Source organism: Curtobacterium sp. ABR8 (genome assembly GCF_057812125.1).
The window spans coordinates 1,185,974-1,202,433 of record NZ_CM173818.1; the positions used below are offsets into that span (position 1 = coordinate 1,185,974).

Annotated in this window: 15 protein-coding genes and 1 tRNA gene; 10 read left to right on the forward strand and 6 right to left on the reverse strand. The window is 71.4% G+C overall.

The genetic code is table 11. The features are described 5' to 3' along the window. The first annotated feature begins 27 nt into the window (after positions 1 to 27). Positions 28 to 104, forward strand: a tRNA-Met gene (locus tag ACXKZB_RS05785). Between the two features lie 110 nt (positions 105 to 214). Next, on the forward strand, positions 215 to 1,129 hold the full coding sequence (locus ACXKZB_RS05790) for a carbon-nitrogen hydrolase family protein (protein ID WP_488825127.1): 915 nt from the start codon (positions 215 to 217) through the stop codon (positions 1,127 to 1,129). Between the two features lie 54 nt (positions 1,130 to 1,183). On the opposite strand, the gene ACXKZB_RS05795 is transcribed toward ACXKZB_RS05790, so the two are convergent. Further along, on the reverse strand, positions 1,184 to 2,386 hold the full coding sequence (locus ACXKZB_RS05795) for an aminotransferase class I/II-fold pyridoxal phosphate-dependent enzyme (protein WP_488825129.1): 1,203 nt from the start codon (positions 2,384 to 2,386) through the stop codon (positions 1,184 to 1,186). A gap of 191 nt (positions 2,387 to 2,577) precedes the next feature. Here ACXKZB_RS05795 and ACXKZB_RS05800 point away from each other — a divergent pair, with 191 nt between their 5' ends. The 5 genes from ACXKZB_RS05800 to ACXKZB_RS05820 all read left to right on the forward strand — a co-directional run bounded on the left by ACXKZB_RS05800 (position 2,578) and on the right by ACXKZB_RS05820 (position 8,836). Continuing rightward, positions 2,578 to 4,566 carry a S1C family serine protease gene (locus ACXKZB_RS05800; protein WP_488825130.1) on the forward strand — a complete coding sequence of 663 codons (1,989 nt, stop codon included), beginning with the start codon at positions 2,578 to 2,580 and terminating at the stop codon, positions 4,564 to 4,566. Between the two features lie 183 nt (positions 4,567 to 4,749). Then, positions 4,750 to 5,793, forward strand: coding sequence for a glycosyltransferase family 2 protein (locus tag ACXKZB_RS05805; RefSeq protein ID WP_488825131.1), 1,044 nt, complete (start codon positions 4,750 to 4,752; stop codon positions 5,791 to 5,793). Between the two features lie 5 nt (positions 5,794 to 5,798). Further along, entirely contained in the window at positions 5,799 to 6,620 is an 822-nt protein-coding gene (locus tag ACXKZB_RS05810) for a CDP-alcohol phosphatidyltransferase family protein (RefSeq protein WP_123313359.1), read from the forward strand. Continuing rightward, the gene (locus ACXKZB_RS05815; RefSeq protein ID WP_488825133.1) at positions 6,617 to 7,555 is read left to right on the forward strand and encodes a glycosyltransferase family 2 protein; all 939 of its coding nucleotides are present in this window, start codon (positions 6,617 to 6,619) and stop codon (positions 7,553 to 7,555) included. The genes ACXKZB_RS05810 and ACXKZB_RS05815 overlap by 4 nt, the downstream gene beginning before the upstream one ends. A gap of 48 nt (positions 7,556 to 7,603) precedes the next feature. After that, positions 7,604 to 8,836: a CDP-glycerol glycerophosphotransferase family protein gene (locus tag ACXKZB_RS05820; protein ID WP_488825134.1), complete on the forward strand. Its 1,233-nt coding sequence runs from the start codon at positions 7,604 to 7,606 to the stop codon at positions 8,834 to 8,836. 17 nt (positions 8,837 to 8,853) lie between these two features. Here the strand turns inward: ACXKZB_RS05820 and ACXKZB_RS05825 are convergent, their stop codons facing one another. The 4 genes from ACXKZB_RS05825 to ACXKZB_RS05840 all read right to left on the reverse strand — a co-directional run bounded on the left by ACXKZB_RS05825 (position 8,854) and on the right by ACXKZB_RS05840 (position 11,606). Further along, positions 8,854 to 9,156 carry a hypothetical protein gene (locus ACXKZB_RS05825; protein WP_123313361.1) on the reverse strand — a complete coding sequence of 101 codons (303 nt, stop codon included), beginning with the start codon at positions 9,154 to 9,156 and terminating at the stop codon, positions 8,854 to 8,856. Between the two features lie 115 nt (positions 9,157 to 9,271). Next, positions 9,272 to 10,042, reverse strand: coding sequence for an ABC transporter ATP-binding protein (locus ACXKZB_RS05830; RefSeq protein WP_123313362.1), 771 nt, complete (start codon positions 10,040 to 10,042; stop codon positions 9,272 to 9,274). Beyond that, positions 10,042 to 10,866: an ABC transporter permease gene (locus tag ACXKZB_RS05835; RefSeq protein WP_488825135.1), complete on the reverse strand. Its 825-nt coding sequence runs from the start codon at positions 10,864 to 10,866 to the stop codon at positions 10,042 to 10,044. Before ACXKZB_RS05835 ends, ACXKZB_RS05830 begins: the two co-directional genes overlap by 1 nt. A 44-nt stretch (positions 10,867 to 10,910) precedes the next feature. Continuing rightward, entirely contained in the window at positions 10,911 to 11,606 is a 696-nt protein-coding gene (locus ACXKZB_RS05840; RefSeq protein WP_488825136.1) for a phosphocholine cytidylyltransferase family protein, read from the reverse strand. Between the two features lie 298 nt (positions 11,607 to 11,904). On the opposite strand from ACXKZB_RS05840, the gene ACXKZB_RS05845 reads away from it, so the two are divergent. From ACXKZB_RS05845 to ACXKZB_RS05855, 3 genes are all read left to right on the forward strand, one after another. After that, positions 11,905 to 13,224, forward strand: a complete 1,320-nt coding sequence (locus ACXKZB_RS05845; protein ID WP_488825137.1) for an ABC transporter ATP-binding protein — start codon at positions 11,905 to 11,907, stop codon at positions 13,222 to 13,224. Continuing rightward, positions 13,200 to 14,771 (forward strand): ABC transporter permease, encoded by a 1,572-nt coding sequence (locus ACXKZB_RS05850; protein WP_488825139.1) that lies wholly within the window; start codon positions 13,200 to 13,202, stop codon positions 14,769 to 14,771. The genes ACXKZB_RS05845 and ACXKZB_RS05850 overlap by 25 nt, the downstream gene beginning before the upstream one ends. 62 nt (positions 14,772 to 14,833) lie before the next feature. Then, on the forward strand, positions 14,834 to 15,094 hold the full coding sequence (locus ACXKZB_RS05855) for a DUF3039 domain-containing protein (protein WP_123313364.1): 261 nt from the start codon (positions 14,834 to 14,836) through the stop codon (positions 15,092 to 15,094). 88 nt (positions 15,095 to 15,182) lie between these two features. Here ACXKZB_RS05855 and ACXKZB_RS05860 read toward each other — a convergent pair whose 3' ends face one another. Beyond that, positions 15,183 to 16,433, reverse strand: a complete 1,251-nt coding sequence (locus ACXKZB_RS05860) for a nicotinate phosphoribosyltransferase (protein ID WP_488825864.1) — start codon at positions 16,431 to 16,433, stop codon at positions 15,183 to 15,185. Positions 16,434 to 16,460 lie beyond the last annotated feature (27 nt).

Below are 16,460 nucleotides of genomic sequence, written 5' to 3' on the forward strand. Positions count from 1 at the left end.
CGACCGTGTGTAGGCTATTCAACGTGCCGCGGGGTGGAGCAGTTCGGTAGCTCGCTGGGCTCATAACCCAGAGGTCGTAGGTTCAAATCCTGCCCCCGCAACCAAGCGTCACACGAAAGCCCCGGTCCGAAAGGACCGGGGCTTTCCTCGTTCCCGGGCGCGTGCACGCCGGAGCGCGCCGCGGTGCGCCGCAGTGCGCCGGTACGCTCGGCGGATGGGCACCCTCACGATCGCCGCCGCGCAGTTCGCTCCCGCGGACGACAGCGCCGCGAACCTCGAGACCGTCCGGGCCGCGGCCGTCGACGCCGCCGCGCGGGGAGCGGCTCTGCTCGTCACGCCGGAGTACTCGTCGTACTTCACGGCCGAGATCGACGACCGGTTCGTCGCCGCAGCGCAACCGCTCGACGGCCCCTTCGTGTCAGGGCTGCAGGACATCGCCCGCGACACCGGTGTCGCACTGGTCGTCGGGATCGCCGAGACGACGGAAGCAGCGACCGCAGAAGCAGCGACCGCAGAAGCAGCGACGACAGAAGCAGCGACGACGGACGCGGCGGCCACGGCGGGTCCCACGCGCTTCCGCAACACCCTGGTGGCGGTGCTCCCCACCGGCGAGCTCGCGGCGACGTACCGGAAGGTGCACCTCTACGACGCCTTCGGGTCGCGGGAGTCCGACCGCATCGAGTCCGGCGATCCGGAGCAGCTGCCGGTCTTCGAGCTCGAGGGCGTCCGGATCGGACTCGAGACCTGTTACGACCTGCGCTTCCCCGAGGTCACCCGGCGGCTGGCCGCACCGGAGCACGGTGCGGCCGACGTCGTCGTGCTGCCGGCCGAGTGGGTGCGCGGCCCGGGCAAGGAACACCACTGGCGGACGCTGCTCACGGCGCGGGCGATCGAGAACACCGTGTGGGTCGTCGGCGTCGGCCAGACGCCGCCGGTCGGCATCGGCGCCTCGGTGGTGCTCGACCCCTCCGGCGTCGCGGTTGCCGCCGCCGGGTCCACGCCCGGCACGCTCGTCGCGACCGTCGACACCGCCGTGACCGCGGCGGTCCGGCAGGTCAACCCGTCGCTGGCACTCCGGCGGTACGACGTCGCGCTGCGCGCCCTGCCCGGAGGCGCGGCTCGCCCCTGACCTGTGCGTCCCGTCCGGTGCGTGGTCGCGGCTGCGCCGGTGGCGGGATCGGGCTCAGGACGGCGCGTGGAGGCGTGCCAGGCGTCCGGCGGCGTCCTCGAGGACCGAGCGCCGCTTGCAGAACGCGAACCGCACGAGCGACCGGTAGCCCGCGGCGTGGTCCGGTCGGACGAACGCCGACACCGGCACGCCGACGACCCCGGCCAGTGCGGGCAGCTCGAGGCAGAAGGCCCGCGCGTCGTCGTACCCGAGCGGCGCGGTGTCGGCGATCACGAAGTACCCGCCGTCCGGGCGCATCACGTCGAAGCCCGCTGACCGGAGCCCCGAGGCGAGCAGTGCGTGCTTGGCGGCGAGTTCGGCGGCGATCCCGGCGAAGACGGCGTCGGGCAACCGCAGTCCCACGGCGACGGCCGGCTGGAACGGCGCACCGTTGACGAAGGTCAGGTACTGCTTCACCGTCGTGATCGCGTCGACGAGCGTCGGGGGAGCAGTCAGCCACCCGATCTTCCACCCGGTCGTGCTGAAGGTCTTGCCGGCGCTCGAGATCGACACCGTCCGCTCGGCGGCTCCGGGCAGGGTGGCGATGGGGGTGTGCGGGACGGTGAACGTCAGGTGCTCGTAGACCTCGTCGGTGATGATCACGGCGTCGTACCGGGTCGCGAGTTCCACGATCGTGCGCAGGACCTCGTCGGGCAGGACCCTGCCGGTCGGGTTGTGCGGCGTGTTGACGAGGACGACGCGGGTGCGGTCGGTGAACGCGGCCCGCAGGGTGTCCTCGTCCGGCAGGAAGTCGGGGGCCGTGAGGGGCACCGTGACGTGGGTGCCGCCGGCGAGCCGGACGAGCGCACCGTAGGCGTCGTAGAACGGTTCGAACGTGATGACCTCGTCGCCGGGTTCGACCAGGGCGAGGAGCGTCGCGGCGAGGGCCTCGGTGGCGCCGGCGGTGACCAAGACCTCGCGGTCGGGGTCGACGTCGAGGCCGTACCACCGCTGCTGGTGCTCGGCCACGGCGGTGCGGAGGTCGGCCGTCCCGCGTCCGGGCGGGTACTGGTTGACGCCGTCCCGGATGGCGCGGACCGCGGCTTCGAGCACCTCGGCGGGGCCGTCCTGGTCGGGGAAGCCCTGCCCGAGGTTGATCGCTCCGGTGCTCGCGGCGAGGGCGCTCATCTCGGCGAAGACGGTGGGCGCGGGGGTGCCGTCCGGTCCGAGGAGCATCGCTCCCTCGGCTGCTCGCAACCAGGGTCCTGCCTGCCGCATGTGGTTCCCTCCGGTGACGGCGACGACGTGTCGCGCTGAACGGACCCCAACCTAGCTGGCCGTCCGACGGCGATCCGGGGACGGACCCACAGCCCACGCATAAGATCGGCAGAGGATGCTTCCAGCGTCGCCAGAAGCACCGCTCAGGTGGTTGCGACAGACTGCACGAGCTTGAAAGGAGCACGTCCAGCATGACCGACACCACGCCCAACGGGCAGGGCGACGAACGCCGTCCGGACGATGCGGCATCGCCTGCCGCCAGCGAGGACGCCGCCGCAGCGGCCACGAAGGGGAACACGTCGATGCCGAACGACTCCGAGCAGTTCAACGACGCCGAGCGGTCCGACGCCGCCGCGCAGCACGCGGCTCCGTCCGACGACGCCACGGGCGCCGACCACACCGATGTGATCCCGTCGGCGACCGACCACCCCACGGACCGCTACACGGCTCCGTACCCGACGCCCTCCGGTGACCAGCAGCGCGGCCCCGGCCAGCAGCAGACCGGCTACGGGCAGCAGGCCTCGCCGTACGGGCAGGCGTCCCAGTACGGGCAGCAGCCTGCGGCCGACCAGACGAGCCCGTACGGCCAGCAGGGCCAGTACGGCCAGCAGTCGCAGTACGGCCAGCAGGGCCAGTACGGCCAGCAGGGCCAGCAAGGTCAGTACGGCCAGAACCACCAGAGCCAGTACGGCCAGCAGAACCAGCAGAGCCAGTACGGCCAGCAGAACCCGTACGGCCAGAACCAGCAGTCCCCGTACGGCCAGCAGCCGACCGGGGGTCAGCCCCGGTACGGCGAGTACGCCCAGCCGGCCTCCGCCGCGGCCCCCGCGTCCTCGTCGGAGTACGCGACCGCATCGGCGCAGGCGCCGCAGTCCGCCACGAGTGCCTTCGGCGACGTCGACGGCGCGAACCAGCGCAACGGCCACTACTTCGACGACAGCGCCTCCGGCGCGGCCTCGACCGCCGCCGGCACCCGCTCGGGCCGCAGCAAGCTCGTCCTGCCGATCATCGCCGGACTGGTCGTCGCAGGTCTGGTCGGCGGCGGTGCCGGCTGGCTCGCCGGGTCGTCGCAGGGTGGCACGGTCACGTCGTCGCCCGGTTCGTCGCAGGGCGGCAACCTGACGGTGAACGACTACGACTCCGCGACCGTCGTCACCGCGGTCGCGGCACAGGCGACGCCGTCGGTCGTGACGATCAACGTGTCGGCCAGCAGCGAGGCCGGAACCGGCTCGGGCGTCGTGATGAGCAAGGACGGCTACATCGTCACGAACACCCACGTGGTGACGCTCGACGGCGACAGCTCGAACGGCCGCATCACGGTCACGACCTCGAACGGCAAGATCTACGCGGGCAAGCTCATCGGCACCGACCCGACGGTCGACCTCGCCGTCATCAAGATCGACGCGACCGACCTCAAGCCGATGGAGTTCGCCGACTCGTCGAAGCTCAACGTCGGTGACACCGCGGTCGCGATCGGTGCGCCCCTGGGCCTGTCGAACACGGTCACGGACGGCATCGTCTCGACCCTGAACCGCAGCATCCAGGTCACGTCGAGCGCTCCGAGCGAGGGCGGCGACTCCAACGAGGGCGGCAACGGCGGCAGCGGGCCCTTCGACTTCTGGGGCAACGGCGACAACGGCAGCAGCTCGTCCGCGAACACGACGGTCTCGCTGCCGGTCATCCAGACCGATGCGTCGATCAACCCCGGCAACTCCGGTGGTGCGTTGCTCGACGCGAAGGGCAAGCTGATCGGCATCAACGTCGCGATCGCGTCGGCCGGCAGCTCGTCGTCGTCGGACTCGGCGGCCGGCAGCATCGGCGTGGGCTTCTCGATCCCGTCGAACCTGGTGGAGCGCGTCGCGAACGAGATCAAGGACAAGGGCTCGGCCACGCACGGTCTGCTCGGTGCCACCGTGGGCGACGCATCCGAGGACGCGAGCGCGACCCAGATGGGTGCCCTCATCAAGTCGGTCTCGTCCGGCGGGGCGGCCGCGAAGGCCGGACTGCAGAAGGGCGACGTCGTCACGAAGATCGGTTCGGCGACCGTCTCCGACGCGACCGACCTGACGGCGCAGGTCCGCTACTTCGCGGGCGGCGCATCGACGACGATCAGCTACATCCGGAACGGCCAGTCCCACGAGGCGGACGTGACCCTGGGCACGTACGACAGCAAGGGCTGACGCCACCACGGACAGGACGGGAGGCCCGGTGCACGACGTGCGCCGGGCCTCCCGTCCGTCTGCGGGTCGCGTCGCGGGCGCACCGCAGGTTCCGGGTTCGGGTCTTGATAGGCTCATGGTCGCTCTGCGGGGCGGCACCGCCCCGGTGCGTCCCGTGCACCCAGCCAGCACCCCGAGGTACGCATGCAGACAGACGGACAGCCCCTGCCGGGCGTCTCGTACGTGATGCCCGTGCTCAACGAGGTCACCGAGGTCCGCGCTGCGGTCGCCAGCCTGCTCGACCAGGACTACTCCGGCGTGTTCGAGGTCATCCTCGCGCTCGGCCCCTCGATCGACGGCACGAACGAACTCGTCGCCGAGATGAGTGCGGCCGATCCGCGCATCAAAGCGATCGACAACCCGGTCGGGTCCACACCGGCGGGTCTGAACGTCGCGATCCGGGCGTCGGTGCACCCCGTCGTGGTCCGTGTCGACGCACACTCGGTCCTGCCCCCGGACTACACGCGCATCGCCGTCCGCACCCTGCTCGAGTCCGGCGCGGACAACGTCGGCGGCATCATGCGCGCCGAGGGCCGCAGCCCGTTCGAGCGAGCCGTCGCGCTGGCGTACGGCAGCCGCGTCGGGCTCGGCGGGACCCCGCACCACGTCGGCGGGACCGCGGGCCCCGCCGAGACGGCGTACCTCGGCGTCTTCCGTCGCGACCGCCTGTTCGAGGTCGGCCTGTTCGACGAGGGCATCAAGCGTGGTCAGGACTGGGAGCTCAACCGACGCCTGCGCCAGACCGGCGGCACCGTCTGGTTCACCCCCGAGCTGGTCGTCACCTACCGCCCGCGACCGAGCCTGAAGCGCCTGGTGCGGCAGTTCGTCGCGACCGGGTTGTGGCGCGGGGAGCTCGCCCGCCGGTTCCCCGCGAACAACGGCCTGCGGTACTTCGTGCCACCGGCGATGGTCGCCGCGATGGCCGTCGGGATCCTCGCCGGCATCGTCGGCGTCATCGGTGCGGCCCTCGGCAGCCCGGTCGCCTGGGCACTGCTCGGGTTCGCCGTGCCCGCCGTGTACCTGCTCTTCGTCATCGTCGGGTCGGTCGCCGTCGCGCGTCGATCCGGGGTGGCGACCTTCCTCTGGTTGCTCGTGGTGCTGCCCTGCATCCACGTGGGTTGGGGGCTCGGTTTCATCATCGGGTTCCTCACCCGCACCTCCGAGTTGACCACCCACACCGGACGGTGACCCCCATGACCGACCACGCCACCCCCGGCCGCGGATCCGCACGCCCGACGTCGATCGCCGAGCTGCGGGCCGTCGCCCAGCCGGACGAGGTCCGTGCCCGCGCCAACGCCGAGCACTGGACGGCGTCGCTGTACCTGCGCGACGTCTCGCCGTACCTGACCTGGGTGCTGCTGAAGACCCGCGTCAGCGCGAACCAGGTGACCGGTCTGATGATCCTGGTCGGGTGGAGCATCGCCGCGGCCCTGCTCATCCCGGGCATCTGGGGCGCAGCGCTCGCCCTGGTGCTCGGGCAGCTGCAGATGCTCGTGGACTGCTGCGACGGCGAGGTCGCGCGGTGGCGTGGCACCCGGTCGCCCGCCGGGGTGTTCCTGGACAAGGTCGGGCACTACACGACCGAGGGGCTGATCCCGGTCGCGCTGGGCATCCGTGCCGCCACCTGGCCGATCCACGGAGCCGACTGGATGTGGACGACGATCGGTTGCGCCCTCGGTCTGGTCATCGTGCTGAACAAGGCACTCAACGACATGGTGCACGTCGCCCGCGCGAACGCGGGGCTCGACAAGCTCGTCGACCGACGCGACGCATCGACCGCGCCGTCCGGCCGGAAGCTCGCCTCGCTGCGCCGCCTGGCCCGGTTCCTGCCGTTCCACCGCCTGTACCACTCGGTCGAGCTGAGCATGCTGGCGTTCCTGTTCGCGCTCATCGGACTGGCGATCGGCGACACGCTCGCCAGCCGGATCCTGGTCGGCGCGCTGCTGCCCCTCGCGGTGCTGGCGACCGTCGGGCACTTCCTGGCGATCATCGCGTCGAAGCGGGTCAAGGCATGACCGACGACGCGGAGACCGCAGGCCCGGTGACGCCGGGGACGGTGCGTCGCCACGCGGTCCCGCACCGTGCGCGGCCGCGCGTCGCCGTCGTGAGCCTGTCGCAGGGCACCCGGCCGGAGGACCTCCGTCGCGGGCTCGACAGCGTGCTCGCGCAGCAGGGCGTCGAGCTCGACGTGGTCTGCGTCGGCAACGGCTGGGAGCCGACCGGTCTGCCGGACGGGGTCCGGACGCTGGCGCTGCCGGAGAACCTCGGGATCCCGGCCGGACGGAACGCCGGCGCGGAGGTCGTCGACGGGGACTACGTGTTCTTCCTGGACGACGACGCCTCGATCCCGTCGGTGACGTTCCTGCAGGACGCCGTCGCCCGGTTCGAGCGCGACCCCTCGCTCGGACTGCTCCAGCCACGAGTGGTCGACCCGACCGGCGCCGCGAACCCGCGTCGCTGGGTCCCGCGCATCCGCAAGGGTGAGCCGGACCACTCGTCGCCGGTGTTCTCCGTGTGGGAGGGCGCCGTGGTGCTGCCGATGGACGTCTACCGGGTCGTCGGGGGCTGGGGTGCCGAGTACTTCTACGCCCACGAGGGCATCGAGCTCGCGTGGCGGGTGTGGGACGCCGGTCGACGTGCCTGGTACGCGGGCGACCTGGTCGCCCACCACCCGGCCATCGACCCGGCGCGGCACACCGAGTACTACCGCCTGAACGCCCGCAACCGCGTCTGGTTGGCCCGACGGAACCTGCCGGCGCCGCTCCGGCCGCTGTACGTCGGCTCGTGGGCCGCGATCCAGGTCGCGCGCTGGTGGCGGCACCCGCGACGCCTGGCGACGTGGCTCGCCGGGATCCGCGAGGGCTGGGCCACCGACTGCGGACCGACCCGGCCGATGAGCTGGCTGACGGTCGCACGGATGACCATCGCCGGCCGCCCGCCGGTCGTGTGACCACCCCGACCCACACCGCCACCGCCACCGCAGAACGGGAGACAGAGCATGCCGATCACCAGTGACCTGCGGACCGCAGTGCGCCTGGCCCAGCGGCTGCTCGCCTCGCGCCGGAGCCGCCGCGAACTCGCGCGTCGTCTGCCCTCGGTCGCGGTGCCGGCACCCGGCACGATCGAGATCGCGGTGTACTTCGCCGACGGCCCCGTGAACATGTACCAGGTGCGCCAGTGGTACGCACCGCTGGCCGAACTGGCGAAGACCCACCCGGTCGCGATCATCGCGCGCAGCCCCGGCACGATGACGACGCTGATCGACGAGTCGCCCGTCCCCGCGGTGTACGCCCGCCAGGTCGTCGACCTGGAGCACTTCGTCGAGACGCAGGCGCCGAAGGTGGTGCTGTACGTCAACCAGAACGCCCGCAACTTCCAGATGATGCGGTACGGGCGCATGTGGCACGTCTTCGTCAACCACGGCGAGAGCGACAAGATGTACATGACGACGAACCAGTTCAAGGCGTACGACTACGCGTTGATCGCGGGTGACGCCGCGCGTGGTCGGCTCGCCGAAGCCCTGTGGGACTACGACCTCGACGCCAGGACCATCGCGATCGGTCGTCCCCAGGCCGACCACTTCGCCGGCGCTGCCCCGTACCCCGACGACGACCGCACCGTCGTGCTGTACGCGCCGACGTGGGAGGGCGACCGGGGCGCCGCTGCCTACGGGTCGATCGCGTCCCACGGGACCACCATCGCCGAGCAGGTGCTCGCATCGCCCCGGCACCGCCTGGTGTACCGACCCCACCCGCGGAGCGGCGTGCTCGAGCCGACCTACCGCGCGGCGCACGAGCGGATCGTCGCGGCGATCACGGCGGCGAACACGGCCGACCCGTCCGCCCACCACGTCCACGACACCGGCGGGGAACTCGGCTGGCAGCTGGCGGACGCCGACGTGGCGATCACCGACATCAGCGCGATGATCTACGACCGGCTGGCGGTCGGCAAGCCGCTCATCGTGACCCGGCCGGTGTCGCCCGAGGCCGACGTCGACGAGCGCGGGTACCTGAGCGATGCGAACTGGTTGACCGCGGCCGATGCGTCGTCGGTGCTCGCACGGATCGACGCAGCCGTGGGCGACGCCGCCGAGCTCGCCAAGCTGCAGCACTGGGTGGCGCAGTACTTCGGCGACACCACGCCCGGCGCCGCGACGGCCCGGTTCCACGCCGCCGTCGAGTGGTTGCTCGAGCGCTGGCGCATCGTCGCCGCCGAGCGCGGAGAGCGCTGACCCCCGTCTCGACGTGGTCACGGGTGCAGGCCGGGGCCGACGAGTGACATCCGCCAGAGGTACTCGGAACGGTCCGGGCGACGCCAGCGGACGATGACGACGCCGGTGTCCTGCGGATCGGCGCCGAAGACGGCGACGGACAGGTGTCGACCGGGCTCGAGCCGGCGGACCGCCAGTGGTGGGCTGTAGCCGGTGCCCAGGTGCGTGAGGGTGAGTCCGTCGACCGGTTCGTCCCCGGTGTTGACGAGGTCGTAGCGGCGCGGGGCCTGCGAGCGGTCGATGGTGAACGGGACGGCGTACGCGGGTGCTGGGTGGTGCATGGGTGGAACGGTAGGGGGAGGGTCCGACGGTGGGGTCTTGGTGTGGGGCGCGGGTCCCGTCGCTGTGGAGGGGGAGCGTGGTGCCCGGGTTGTGGAGGGGGAGTGCCCCAGCCGTTCAGACGCCGTAGTCGGCCGAGTACTGCGCCAGGGCTTCCTCGATGGTGCCGTCGAGCTGCAGCCGCCCCTTGTCGAGGTACAGGCCGCGGTCGCAGAAGCGGCGCAGGTCCTTGTCGCTGTGGGACACGAAGAACAGCGTCCGGCCGCCGGCCAGGAGCTCCTCGATCCGCTTGTAGCACTTCTCGCGGAAGGCCTTGTCGCCGACGGCGAGGACCTCGTCCACCAGGATGACGGGTTCGTCGAGCCGCGAGATGACCGCGAAGGCGATGCGTACCTTCATGCCGCTCGACAGGTGCTTGTACGGGGTGTCGACGAAGTCCGCGATCTCGGCGAACGCGATGATCTCGTCGAAGGCGGCGCGGATCTCGGCACGCGACATGCCGTGCAGGCCGGCGGTGAGGTAGACGTTGTCGCGGACGGACAGGTCGCCGACGAAGCCGCCGGTGATCTCGATGAGCGGTGCGACACCGGCGCCGACGTCGACCCGTCCCTCGTCCGGCAGCATCACCTGGGCCACGAGCTTCAGGAGCGTGGACTTGCCCTGACCGTTCCGTCCGACGACGCCGATCGCCTCTCCGGGGCGGACGTCGAACGACACGTTGCGGAGGGCCCAGAACTCGTCGGCGCGCTTGCGGCGCCCTCGTCCGGCGAAGAGGTCCTTGAAGTTGCGGCTCGCCCGCCGGTTGCGCTTGAAGCAGATGCCGGCGTCGCGCACGGAGATCACCGGGGCGACGGTCTCGGTGCGTCGGGTCTGGTCGGTGGCGGTCATCACAGCTCCTTCAGCACGCGGTGCTCGCTCCGGCGGAAGACCGCGAAGCCGATCACCAGGACGATGCCCGTGATCACCACCGATGCGCCGACCTCGAACCAGTCGAGCTGGCTCGGGAAGAACGCCGCCCGGTACATCCCGAAGATGCCGGTGAGCGGGTTGACCGCGGCGATGGGCCGCAGGGCGTCGGGCAGCGCGTTCGTGCCGTAGATGATCGGCGATGCGTAGAACAGGAACCGCAGGACGAGCTTGGTGGCGCGCTCGAGGTCGCGGAAGAAGACGACGAGCGGTGCGACGATCAGGCCGAGGCCGTACACGAGCGCGCACTGCAGCACGATCGCCAACGGGAAGAAGACGACCTGCCAGTGCAGGTGCGCACCGGTCGCGATCGCGAACGCGGCCAGCACGGGCAGGCTCAGCAGGAACTCGATGCCCTTCGACGCGTCGATCCGCGCGACCCAGATGGTGCGGGGGATCGTCGTCGAGCGGATGAGCTTCGACTCCTTGATGAACGCCCGTGTGGAGTCCGAGACGCCGCCCGTGAACCACATCCACGGCAGCAGCGCGGAGAGCAGGAAGACGATGTACGGGTCTTCGCCGACGGAACCGCGGTGGAACACCTGGGTGAAGACGAACCAGTAGATCGCCGACATGACGAGCGGGTCGAGGATCGACCAGACGTAGCCGAGCGCCGAGGTCGAGTACCGGACCCGCAGATCGCGGACGGTCAGCAACCAGAGGGCATGACGATAGCGCCGACCGGCGCTCCGGGTCGCCGCTGGTGCGGCAGCCGCGGGCACGGTCGGCGCGCTCGCTGTGGTCACGGTTTCCCTTCGGGCGGAACCGCCGAAGGGGTCCTGACGGAGGTTCAGGCGAACAGGTTGTTCGCGCGCTCGAGGTCCTCGGCGAAGTCGATCTCGACCGCGTACAGGTCGGAGATGTCGATCGGGGACCAGCGTAGCCCGTCCTCGGCGATGGCAGCCTCGATGCCGCCCTCGAAGTACTCCTGGTCGTCGACGCGCCCGAGCTGGCGGATGAGGGCCTGCTTGTCGCTCGCCGAGACGTAGTTGATGCCGACGGCTTCGCCGAGCCCACCGACGACCTGCTTGGAGAGCTTGTGGATGAAGCCCTCGGCGTCGACGGTGTACTTGACCTCTTCGTCGGAGACCTTGTCGGTGTTGACGCTGACGAACGAGTGGTCCTCGTCGATCATGTCGGCCGCACGGACGAGCGCCATCGGGTCGAAGACCACGTCGCCGTTCATCCAGAGGACACCGCTCTTGCCGGTCGCCTTGAGGGCGCGGAGCAGGCTCTTCGAGGTGTTGGTGGAGTCGTAGGACTCGTTGTAGACGAAGGACGCGTCGGGGAAGGCCTCGACGATGTGCTCCGACTTGTAGCCGACGACGATCGTCACGCGGGCGCTCGAACCGAACGCGGCGCGGATGTTGTCGAACTGCTGCTGCATGATGGTGCGGCCGTCACTGAGCTCCGTGAGCGGCTTCGGCAGGCTGCGGCCGAGACGGCTCCCCATCCCCGCTGCGAGGATCACGATCTGCGTGGTCATGCTGGTCCCTTCTGGTGTCCGCCCGCGCGCCCTGGGGCACGGGCGGGCCTCGTCGAGTCTGCTCGCGGAACGTCCGAGTTCGCCGAGAACCAGACGCCGCGGACCCGTCGGGCCTGCCGCTGTGCGGTGTCGGAGAGCCCGCCGGAGCAGGTTTCCAAGTGGTGAACACTCCTTCGTGCCCTGGTGAATGATACGGAAACACCCGCTCAAGGGGTAGGTCAGCGGCGCTTCGTACTCATTTCGTGACACTGGAGCAGGCGGTTCCCCGCTGTCCGGAGAGCGTTGGTACGGTTGGGCGATGGCCGCCGGAGCAGACAACGAGGACGTGTACGCCACGACCGACGCTGCCTGGATGACCGAAGCGAGCGACGCCGACGAGCGTGACGCCGCGGCGGGGGACGACGCCGACGACGACGACATGGGGGAACCGGATGCGCGCGACGCCTCCGTTGATGACGAGATGACCGACGACAGCACGGCCACCGACACCACGACCACCGACCCCGCGACCACCGAACCCGATCCGGCCACCGAGCCGGAGTCGGCTGCCGCACCCGGTCCCGCGGCGCGTGCCGCAGCAGCGGCCCCGACGACCACCACCGGCGCCCGACCCGCCAAGGCGCGCACCACGAAGCAGCGCACCAAGCGACCGGCGAAGGCCGACGGGGCGACCGGCAGCGTGCCTCCCGGTCCGACCGCGAGCGACGCGACGAACGCGACCGGGGACGCACCGGCGACCGCCGCACCCGAGGCGGACGCACCGGAGACGGGCGCAGCGGAGGCGGGCGCCGCGACCGGCCCCGCCGCCAAGAAGCGCGCACCCCGGGCCACTGCCACGAAGGCCCCGCAGCAGCAGCAGCCCGTCGTGCTCGCCGCGAACGGCCTCGTCAAGCGGTACGGGCAGACGCTCGCCGTCGACGAGGTCGACCTCGAGATCCGCCAGGGCTCGATCTTCGGCGTGGTCGGCCCCAACGGCGCCGGCAAGACGACCACCCTGTCGATGATCACCGGACTGCTGCGTCCCGACGCCGGTTCCGTCACCGTCCTCGACCACGACGTCTGGGCCGACCCCACGGCCGCCAAGCGGAGCCTCGGCGTGCTGCCGGACCGCCTGCGGCTGTTCGACCGACTCACCGGCGCGCAGCTGCTCTACTACTCGGCCACCCTGCGCGGCCTCGACGGTGCCACCGCGCGCGAGCGCAGCACCGACCTGGCCGAGGCGTTCGGGCTCGGCGAGGCACTCGGCCGCCAGGTCGCCGACTACTCGGTGGGCATGGCGAAGAAGATCGCCCTGGCCGCCACCCTCATCCACTCACCGCGGGTCCTCGTGCTCGACGAACCGTTCGAGTCGGTCGACCCCGTGAGCGCCGCGACCATCACCGACATCCTGCGCCGGTACACGCGCGGTGGCGGCACCGTCGTGCTCTCCAGCCACTCCATGGAGCTCGTCCAGCGCACGTGCGACTCCGTCGCCATCATCGTCGGCGGCAAGGTCCTCGCCTCGGGCACGATGGCCCAGGTGCGCGGTCGCAAGAGCCTCGAGGACAAGTTCGTCGAACTCGCGGGCGGCCGCGTCGTGGCAGAGAGCATGGAATGGTTGCACAGCTTCTCCGGCTGAGGGCCGACCTGCTCGCGGGCGAGGTCCGCGGCAGCGCCCGCCGGTCCGTGTTCGTCGTGCTCGGCAGTCTCGTCGGACTCCTCGCCGCCGTCTTCGTCGCGACGCAGACGGTCGCACTGCGGTCGGCGGACCCCGACACGGCCCGAGCGGTCACCGTGCCGGTCGGCACGCTCATCGCGTTCGCGTTCACCGTCGTCCCGCTCGTGGTCGGCCGGAGCGACCAGCTCGACCCGCGGCGCTTCGCGGTGTTCGGCATCCGCCGGCGCACGCTCGCGGTCGGCCTCGTCGTCGCCGGGCTGATCGGCATCCCCGTCACCGGGGTCGTCGTCGTGGCGGTGGCGCAGTCCGTGGTCTGGGCGCGGGACGCCGGTACCGGCGTGCTCGCGGTCGTCGGCGGGCTGCTGGCGATCGCCACGTGCGCGCTCCTGGTCCGCGTGTGCTGCACCGTCGGCTCGCGGCTGATCGGTCCGCACCGGTCCCGTGACGCCGGTTGGCTCGTCGCGCTCGTGATCATCGTGCTCGCGATCCCGGCGGTGTCGCTGCTGCTCCGCGTCGACTGGCTCGACCCCGAGGGCGCCGAGATGCAGCGCGTCGCGGACGTCGCCGGGTGGACGCCGTGGGGCGCCGCCTGGGCCGTGCCCGCCGAGGTCGCCAGCGGCCACGTCGGCACCGGGTTCCTCAAGCTGCTCGTCGCGATCGCCGTCGTCGCCCTGCTGACCTGGGCGTGGTGGGCGCTCGTCGGTCGCGCGCTCGACACCGTCGACGGTCGCACCCGGACCCGGCGGTACCAGGGGCTCGGCTGGTTCGACCGGCTCGGGTCGACCCCGGTCGCCGCCGTCGCCGCCCGCGCCCTGACCTACTGGGTCCGTGACCCGCGGTACCGCACCTCGTACCTGATCATCCTGTTCGTCCCGCTCGTCGTCATCCCGCTCGGGGTCGCCGGCGTGCCGTGGCACTGGACGGCGCTCGTGCCGTTGCCGCTGATGGCGCTGATCGCCGGGTTCCTGCCGCACAACGACGTCTCGTACGACAACACCGCGGTGTGGCTGCACGTCGCCTCCGGGGCTCCCGGGTGGAGCGACCGCCTGGGCCGCGTCGTCCCGGTGCTCGTCGTCGGTGCGCCGGCGATCGTGGCCGGCTCGGCGCTGTCCGCCTGGTTGTCCGACGACTGGACGGCGTTCCCGCTGCTGATCGGCGTGAGCGCCAGCGCGCTGCTGTCCGGACTCGGGCTGTCGAGCGTCGTGTCCGTCCTGCTGCCCTACCCGACCGTGCGGCCGGGGGACCACCCGTTCCAGCAGCCGCAGGCCGCCGGGGTGACGGCGACGGTCGCGCAGTCGATGATGGTGATCGGCATCGTGCTCTGCACCGTCCCGGCCGCGTGGCTCGCGGTGCTCGCCTTCGTCCGCGGCGCCGAGCCGTGGTCGATGCTGACGCTCTCCGTCGGCATCGGGGTCGGCGTGGTCGTGCTCGTCACCGGGATCGTCGCGGGTGGTCGGCTGTTCGACCGACGCGGACCGGACCTGCTGGCGGCGGCGCAACGCAACTAGCGTTCCGGAGCACGCGCAGGGAGCACAGCGCGCCCGTGGGCAGACCGTCGTACCCTGGACCCATGAGCATGACGGAACCAGGCGGCGGCCTCGACGTGATGGACCGGGAGCTCGAGAAGCTCCTCGAAGACGAAGCGATCGAACCCGGCGACCACGAGCGGTTCTCGCACTACGTCAAGAAGGACAAGATCCTGCAGTCGGCGATGTCCGGCAAGCCGGTCAAGGCGCTGTGCGGCAAGAAGTGGATCCCGGGCCGCGACCCGGAGAAGTTCCCGGTCTGCCCGGACTGCAAGGCCATCTACGAGAAGATGAAGGCCGAGTAGACGCGGCCCGCGCATCGTGAGCAGAAATGGTCGGGTCGCCTTCGGGGACCCGACCATTTCTGCTCACCGAGCGATGCGCAGCGGCGCGCTAGATCACCAGGGTCGGGATCGCGGGGTCGCCGCGACCGATGCGCGCGGCGTCCGCCGGCAGCTCGGCCTTGGCACGCTCGTGGTGTGCCCGAGCGGCTTCGACGCCCTGCACCCCGAGGAACGCCGGATCCACCTCGCCGCCGGTGACGACGGGCACGAGCAGGGGGCGCTCATCGGGGCCGACCTGCCCGGCGGTCAGCACGACCTCGGCCGTGGCGACACCGTTGCGCAGGCGACGCCCGGCTTCCTTCCGCCCGCCGATCGAGGCCTTGTCAGCCGACTTCTTCGCCACGGCGACCCAGTCGTCGCCGTCGGCGGACCGGTGCGCCACGAGCTTGAAGACCATGCCGGCGGCGGGGTGTCCGGAGCCGGAGACGACTGAGGTGCCGACGCCGTACGAGTCGACCGGGGCGGCCCGGAGCGCAGCGATCGTGTACTCGTCCAGGTCGTTCGTGACGGTGATCTTCGTGCCCGTCGCGCCGAGGCGGTCGAGCTGCGCCCGGACCGCCGCCACGACGGACGGCAGGTCGCCGCTGTCGATCCGGACACCGCCGAGCTTGCCGTCGGTCAGGCGGACGGCGGTCTCGACGGCCTGCTCGATGTCGTACGTGTCGACGAGCAGGGTCGTGCCGTTGCCGAGGGCGTCGAGCTGCGAACGGAACGCCGCTTCCTCGGAGTCGTGCAGCAGGGTGAACGCGTGCGCGGCCGTGCCCATCGTCGGGATGCCCCAGGTGCGGCCGGCCTCGAGGTTGCTCGTCGCGCCGAAGCCGGCGATGTACGCGGCACGGGCGGCGGCGACGGCGTTCCACTCGCCGGTGCGGCGCGACCCCATCTCGGCGAGCGGGCGGCCGTCGGCGGCGGAGACCATGCGGGCGGCCGCCGAGGCGATGGCGGAGTCGGCGTTGAACACCGACAGGGCGAGCGTCTCGAGCACGACGGCCTCGGCGAACGTGCCCTCGATCTGCAGGATGGGGGAGTTCGGGAAGTACACCTCGCCCTCGCGGTACGCCCGGACGTCGCCGGTGAAGCGGTAGTCGGCGAGGAACGACGCGGTGCCCGCGTCGATGACCCCGCGGTCGCGCAGGAACCCGATCTCGTCGTCGCCGAAGCGGAAGTCGCCGAGGGCGGTCAGGAACCGCCCGAGGCCGGCGGCCACGCCGTACCGGCGGCCGTCGGGCAGCCGCCGGGCGAACACCTCGAAGACGCAGCGCCGGTGGGCGGTCCCGTCCTTCAGGGCCGCGTCGACCATGGTGAGTTCGTACTGGTCCGTCAGGAG

Coding starts and splice junctions, on each gene's coding strand:
- ACXKZB_RS05790 (WP_488825127.1), top strand. CDS start 215: ATGGGCACCCTCACGATCGCCGCCGCGCAGTTCGCTCCCGCGGACGAC.
- ACXKZB_RS05795 (WP_488825129.1), bottom strand. CDS start 2,386: ATGCGGCAGGCAGGACCCTGGTTGCGAGCAGCCGAGGGAGCGATGCTC.
- ACXKZB_RS05800 (WP_488825130.1), top strand. CDS start 2,578: ATGACCGACACCACGCCCAACGGGCAGGGCGACGAACGCCGTCCGGAC.
- ACXKZB_RS05805 (WP_488825131.1), top strand. CDS start 4,750: ATGCAGACAGACGGACAGCCCCTGCCGGGCGTCTCGTACGTGATGCCC.
- ACXKZB_RS05810 (WP_123313359.1), top strand. CDS start 5,799: ATGACCGACCACGCCACCCCCGGCCGCGGATCCGCACGCCCGACGTCG.
- ACXKZB_RS05815 (WP_488825133.1), top strand. CDS start 6,617: ATGACCGACGACGCGGAGACCGCAGGCCCGGTGACGCCGGGGACGGTG.
- ACXKZB_RS05820 (WP_488825134.1), top strand. CDS start 7,604: ATGCCGATCACCAGTGACCTGCGGACCGCAGTGCGCCTGGCCCAGCGG.
- ACXKZB_RS05825 (WP_123313361.1), bottom strand. CDS start 9,156: ATGCACCACCCAGCACCCGCGTACGCCGTCCCGTTCACCATCGACCGC.
- ACXKZB_RS05830 (WP_123313362.1), bottom strand. CDS start 10,042: ATGACCGCCACCGACCAGACCCGACGCACCGAGACCGTCGCCCCGGTG.
- ACXKZB_RS05840 (WP_488825136.1), bottom strand. CDS start 11,606: ATGACCACGCAGATCGTGATCCTCGCAGCGGGGATGGGGAGCCGTCTC.
- ACXKZB_RS05845 (WP_488825137.1), top strand. CDS start 11,905: ATGGCCGCCGGAGCAGACAACGAGGACGTGTACGCCACGACCGACGCT.
- ACXKZB_RS05850 (WP_488825139.1), top strand. CDS start 13,200: ATGGTTGCACAGCTTCTCCGGCTGAGGGCCGACCTGCTCGCGGGCGAG.
- ACXKZB_RS05855 (WP_123313364.1), top strand. CDS start 14,834: ATGAGCATGACGGAACCAGGCGGCGGCCTCGACGTGATGGACCGGGAG.
- ACXKZB_RS05860 (WP_488825864.1), bottom strand. CDS start 16,433: ATGGTCGACGCGGCCCTGAAGGACGGGACCGCCCACCGGCGCTGCGTC.